Genomic DNA, 5,573 nt, shown 5'->3' with positions numbered 1-5,573 from the left:
TTGGCCCGTCTGGGGCTGGATGACGGTGCGGCCCAGGACGCCGAAACCGGACAGCATGCCGCGGAAGATCAGGATTTGGCATAATGCTTCAGCGGCCCTGTGCGGATTTTTTTAAAAATCCGCACAGGGCCGCATCCGTTTTCAGCCGCAGGGGCAGCGTATCCCCGGACAGGCGCACTTCAGGGCCGTCCGCCCCGAAGACAGGCCGCCCAAAGGGACACAACCAGCCCAGAAATTTTACGCCCACGGGTTCCGTTTTCTACAGATAGGGGTCTTCTGTATCCAGATAGCCCTTCACATAATCGGTCACGCCTTCTTCAAGCGATGTAAAGGCCAAAGGGCAATCCACCCGCCCGAGCCAGTCCATGTCGGCCTGCGTGTAGTGCTGATAGCGTCCGCGCAGACTGTCGGGCATATCCACGTACTCGATGCGGCAGGGCCGGTTCAGGGCGGCAAACACGGCCCGCGCAAGGTCATTGAAGCTGCGCGCCGTTCCTGTACCCACATTGTGGATGCCGCAGACATCATTGCGCTCCAGCAGCCAGGCCATCAGGGCCGTGCAGTCCTTGACGTAAACAAAGTCACGCTTCTGTTCCCCGTCCTTCACATCCGGGCGGTCAGATCTGAAAAGCCGCAGTTGCCCTTCCTGACCGATCTGCCGGTGAGCCTTGGCGGCCACGCTCTGCATATCGCCCTTGTGATATTCATTGGGGCCGTAAACATTGAAAAACTTCAGGCTGGCTACCTGGGTCTGCAAGCCCTCGCGCAGCAGCCAGAGGTCAAAAAGCTGCTTGGAGTAGCCGTACATGTTCAGGGGCCGCAAATGCGGCACAAGCTGCTCGTCATCGCTGAAGCCCAGCGAACCGTCGCCATAGGTTGCGGCGGAACTGGCATTGATAAAACGAGCGCCCTTGTCCAGCGCATAACGGCACAGATCGCGGCTGTAATGGAAATTGTTTTCCATCAGAAAATCCGCATCCTTTTCCGTGGTGGACGAGCAGGCCCCAAGGTGTACCACGCCGCTGACCTTCCAGGGCAGGGCATCACGCTGCACAAGCTCGTAAAAGCGGTCCCTGTGCATGTAGTCCACATAGCGCCGCTTGACGAGATTGCGCCACTTGTCGCTCCGCGCAAGATTGTCCACAATCACGATATCTTCAATATTCATGCAGTTAAGCTGCCATAAAAGAGCGCTGCCCAAAAAGCCCGCTCCACCGGTAATCACGAGCATGGATACCTCCATTACATCTTTGCACATGGTAGCCAGTGCCGGGCGCAACCGCAAGAGCCGCCATGTGTTTATCCTGCCCGTGCGCCCTTCCTCTGGACACGGGCAGCCAAGTTTGCCACTATGCGGCATCTGTAAAACCAAGGGGACTACCATGAAAGTGTGCATCGCCTACATGCACGGCAAACCGGTCATGCTCGAACTGCGCGATGGCATCGCCTATATTGATGACGAAGCCCAGCCCATCAAGAACCTTGACCCGGAAATGCTGCAAAACTTCAGCGAAAGCATCAGCGCCATACCCTACAGCGCGGACCCGGGATACGACGCCCTGGTCAATGCCAAAAGAGCCGCCTTTATCGTTGACCTTCTGAGCAAGGCCGTGGGGGACGAGTGCGTCTCCAGGCTGACCCACATTCTGGACCATGTACATTACGATGTGATGGAATATCTTGGTGAAACCGGAGACAATAATGCTTGAAATCCGTAACCTTCATGTGGAGGTCAAGGGTACGCCCGTGCTCAAGGGCATAGACCTGCACGTCAAGCCCGGCGAAACGTTCATCCTCTTTGGGCCAAACGGTTCCGGCAAAACCACCTTGCTCATGACCCTTATGGGCGTTTCGGGATACACCGTCACCCGGGGGCAGATCATCTTCAAGGGCAAAGATATCACCCATGCGCCCATGTATGAACGGGCGCGCCTTGGCATTGGCATGTCTTTTCAGCGTCCGCCCACCATCCACGGCCTGCCCACGGGCAAACTGGTGGAACTGTGCGGACGCGGACGCCAGATGGACGTGGAAGAAATGGCCCGCAAGGTGCATTTTGACCAGTTTCTGAACCGCGATGTCAACGCGGGCTTTTCCGGCGGCGAGATCAAGCGCTCCGAACTGCTGCAGCTCATGGCCCAGCAGCCTGATCTTCTGCTTTTTGACGAACCGGAATCCGGCGTGGATCTTGAAAATATGGCCCTTGTGGGCAAAACCGTGCGCAGCCTGCTGGACGGCCTGCCCGAACGATGTTGCGCCACCCTGCGGCAACGCGAAAAAGCGCGCTCCACCAGCGGCCTTATCATTACCCACACCGGGCATATTCTTGAATATGTCAACGCCCACCGGGGGCAGGTCATGTATAACGGCAAACTCTGCTGTGAAGCCGGGCCGCGCGAAATTCTCGACCATATCGCCAATCACGGCTATCAGGAATGTCTGCGCTGCCTGGCCGGCGACATGTTTGGCAAAATTGCGGAGGCCCCCCTCAAATGAGCACAGTCAATCTTTCCCGGTACAGTTTCAGCGGCAACGAAGCCGCAGCGCCCATAGAAAATCTCGCCAGTCTGCCCGCCGCGGACAAGGAACGCCTTGTGCTCGCGGGCATTGACGTGAACGATCATGCCGTGAGCGGAGCGTTCATGCAGCTCAATCACGCAGGGGTTCACTGCCGCACAAGCCACGAAGGGCTCGACCTGATGGACATCCGCGAGGCCCTCAAAAAATTTGACGGCCTGCCCCAGTACTACTGGAAGCTGCTTGATCCTGAAAAAGACGAATTTACCCGCCTCACGCGCGAGCATTGCAACGGCGGCTACTTTGTGCGCGCCCGAAAAGGGGCCAAGATCACCCAGCCCGTGCAGTCGTGCATGTTCATCAAGGGACACGGCGCGGGCCAGAGCATTCACAATATTGTGGTGGTGGAAGAAGGAGCCGAACTGCACATTCTGGGCGGCTGCGCCACGGCACATGACGCCAACGATACGGCCCACCTGGGCATTACCGAATATTATGTGGAAAAAGGCGGCAAGCTCACCTTCACCATGATTCATAACTGGGGAACGAGCACCACGGTGCGCCCGCGCTCCGCGGGCATTGTGGATGCCGGTGGAGAGTTTCAGAACAACTATATTCTGCTCAAGCCCGTGGCCGACCTGCAAATGTATCCGACCATGAAGCTGCAGGGCAGCGGGGCTGTGGCGCGCTTCAATTCCGTCATTGTCACGCCTGAAGGCTCCCACGTGGACTGCGGCAACCGCATTGAACTCAATGCGCCCGACACGCGCGGCGAAATCGTCTCGCGCACCCTGACCACCGGCGGAACCATCATCAACCGTGGCTTCATAGGCGCGTCCGCCGCTCCCGCCAGGGGGCATCTGGAATGCAAGGGCCTTATTCTGGGCAGCGGACGCATACATGCCATCCCTGAGCTGGACAGCAACCAGGACGGCGTGGAGCTGTCGCACGAGGCCGCCGTGGGCAAAATTGCCCAGGAAGAAATAGAATACCTCATGGCGCGCGGTCTGGATGAAGATGAAGCAGCATCCACCATTGTGCGCGGCTTTCTTAATGTGGACATCATGGGCCTGCCCAACCAGCTGCAAAAAGCCATTGATGAACAGATCGCGCTGCTGGAAACCGGCAACGCCATGTAAGGCAATACCGGCAAAAACGCCTGCCCGTGCACGCGCAGTACCGCGCGTAAAACAGCAGGCGAAAATGGCAGGCCGGGCATCTCCGGCTTGACCGCCAAACAACTTATGGCTATAGTCCTCCTCCTTGGGGCCTATAGCTCAGTTGGTAGAGCCTCCGGCTCATAACCGGCCTGTCCCAGGTTCGAATCCTGGTGGGCCCACCAAGAAATCAGTAAAGCCCGTCACTGTCCGCAAGACTTTGACGGGCTTTGCAGTTACAGGAAGTCCCGGTTATTGCGGCCCACACGGCTGGCCTGCCGCATGAATCCGTGTACGCTTTTCGTGAATGTGTGTCCCCTTCTGCCTTTTTGAGACTGCCGCAAACTTCTCGCCAGCCCGGGCGTTCCTGCCCCGGCCAGCGTTTTCGCAGCAATGGGCGCACACTGTCAGCAACCCCGCTGCTCAAGCCGCCTGTCCTGTTCCAACCCGCGACAAACCTTGCAGAACAATCATGGAATCTTTAAACCATCAGCTTTTTCTGGCCCTGAACGCCGGTGACACGGCATCTTCTTTCGGCATCTGGGCTGCCCGCATCCTGGCGGAATGGCCCATCGGCATTGCCGCTGTTCTTGCTCTCGTTGCCCTGCTCATGCAAAAACAACGCGGCGTGCTTGCGGGCCGCCTGATCCTGACAATGATGCTGGCTATGGGTACGGCGTACTGCATCCGCAAGTTCCATTACAACCCCCGGCCTTTTGTCATTGGCCTAGGCCGCATGCTGATCGATCATGCGCCCACATCCTCCTTTCCCAGTTTTCACGCCACATTTGTGTTTTCACTGGCTCTGCCTCTGTTGTTTCAACAGGGCGCACGCTTTTTTGCCCTGGCAGTCATACTGATGGGACTCATGACCGCCTGGGCACGGATATTTGCAGGCGTGCACTATCCTCTGGATATGGCGGGGGCTTTCATGACAGCCCTGGCAGCCGCCGTAGTGGCGGCTATTCTGGTTCGCCCGCGACAGAAATTACGGCCAGGTCGGCTTCGCTGAATGCTCCGAGGCATGGGCCGACGACCACCACACAACATATTGTAATATATACATATAAAAAACATTGACACAATTCAATAAAAGTTGAAATATCATTCTATGAAAACAGCACACGCCAGCAGTATTTTTGAAGCCCTGTCGTCAGAAGTGCGCCTGGACCTGTTCAGGCTGTTGGTAAAGTCCGCGCCTGACGGCCTGGTGGCCGGTGAGATTGCAAGAATTCTGCAAGTACCCGGAACCAACCTCTCCTTTCATCTGAAAGGGCTGTTGCATTCCGGCCTGATCAGCGTGGAAAAAGAAGGGCGCTTTCTGCGATACCGGGCCAACATCCCCCTCATGCTCGACACCATCGCCTACCTCACTTCAGAATGCTGCGCGAACCAACCCGAGCAATGCCGCCGATACAGAACGCAAAGCGCTGTTTCACCGGCCGTTCTTCCGGACTGGAACGACTAGAGCAAATTAACTTTGAGAATGTACATTCTCAAAGTTTAAGACACGCTCGCAATGTGGCATGGATTCAGCCGAAAATCGCATTTTTTGGCTGAATGAAAACTTTGAAATGTGAAGCACTTCAAAGTTAATCTACTCTAGGAGCAGTGCAGCGGCAGCGTTATGCCCCCTGCCGGACCTTGGACACGAACTTTCTATATTAATATTTCAACATTTATTGAAAAATTGAAACATTGAGGACACGCCATGAAAAACACCGACAAAACAACAAGCGCGCAGGACATCACAGAAACAGTCCGCTCTGGGTACGCGGCCATTGCCTCTGGGGCGCAGCGCTCTTGCTGCTCAGGCCGGCGTAGCGGCCAGGCTGACCCTGCCAGGCTGGCTAAATCGCTCGGCTATGACACAAACGCCCTTGATCGGCTTCCCGAAGG

At 56.7% G+C, this 5,573-nt stretch carries 6 protein-coding genes, 1 tRNA gene and 1 pseudogene; 7 read left to right on the top strand and 1 reads right to left on the bottom strand.

Annotated features, from left to right (window positions below; translation table 11 throughout):
- Positions 1–259: 259 nt before the first annotated feature.
- Positions 260–1,231: an ADP-glyceromanno-heptose 6-epimerase gene (rfaD, locus tag V6C07_RS03690; RefSeq protein ID WP_333535021.1), complete on the bottom strand. Its 972-nt coding sequence runs from the start codon at positions 1,229–1,231 to the stop codon at positions 260–262.
- On the opposite strand from rfaD, the gene V6C07_RS03685 reads away from it, so the two are divergent.
- The 7 genes and pseudogenes from V6C07_RS03685 to V6C07_RS03655 form a co-directional block, all read left to right on the top strand.
- Positions 1,230–1,709: a hypothetical protein gene (locus tag V6C07_RS03685; RefSeq protein WP_333535020.1), complete on the top strand. Its 480-nt coding sequence runs from the start codon at positions 1,230–1,232 to the stop codon at positions 1,707–1,709. The genes rfaD and V6C07_RS03685 overlap by 2 nt on opposite strands.
- Positions 1,702–2,496 (top strand): ABC transporter ATP-binding protein, encoded by a 795-nt coding sequence (locus V6C07_RS03680; protein WP_333535019.1) that lies wholly within the window; start codon positions 1,702–1,704, stop codon positions 2,494–2,496. The genes V6C07_RS03685 and V6C07_RS03680 overlap by 8 nt, the downstream gene beginning before the upstream one ends.
- Positions 2,493–3,656 carry a SufB/SufD family protein gene (locus V6C07_RS03675; protein ID WP_333535018.1) on the top strand — a complete coding sequence of 388 codons (1,164 nt, stop codon included), beginning with the start codon at positions 2,493–2,495 and terminating at the stop codon, positions 3,654–3,656. The genes V6C07_RS03680 and V6C07_RS03675 overlap by 4 nt, the downstream gene beginning before the upstream one ends.
- Before the next feature lie 127 nt (positions 3,657–3,783).
- A tRNA-Ile gene (locus V6C07_RS03670) sits at positions 3,784–3,859 on the top strand.
- Between the two features lie 287 nt (positions 3,860–4,146).
- Positions 4,147–4,686 carry a phosphatase PAP2 family protein gene (locus tag V6C07_RS03665; RefSeq protein WP_333535017.1) on the top strand — a complete coding sequence of 180 codons (540 nt, stop codon included), beginning with the start codon at positions 4,147–4,149 and terminating at the stop codon, positions 4,684–4,686.
- 99 nt (positions 4,687–4,785) lie between these two features.
- Complete coding sequence (locus V6C07_RS03660) at positions 4,786–5,142, top strand: ArsR/SmtB family transcription factor (protein WP_333535016.1); 357 nt, start codon at positions 4,786–4,788, stop codon at positions 5,140–5,142.
- Positions 5,143–5,385: 243 nt separating this feature from the next.
- Positions 5,386–5,573: pseudogene (locus V6C07_RS03655) on the top strand (arsenite methyltransferase); the annotation flags it as partial.

This window comes from Desulfovibrio sp. 1214_IL3152, from assembly GCF_036763055.1.
In the GTDB taxonomy this organism is placed as follows: domain Bacteria; phylum Desulfobacterota; class Desulfovibrionia; order Desulfovibrionales; family Desulfovibrionaceae; genus Desulfovibrio.
This window is presented reverse-complemented; position numbering and strand designations above follow the sequence as displayed.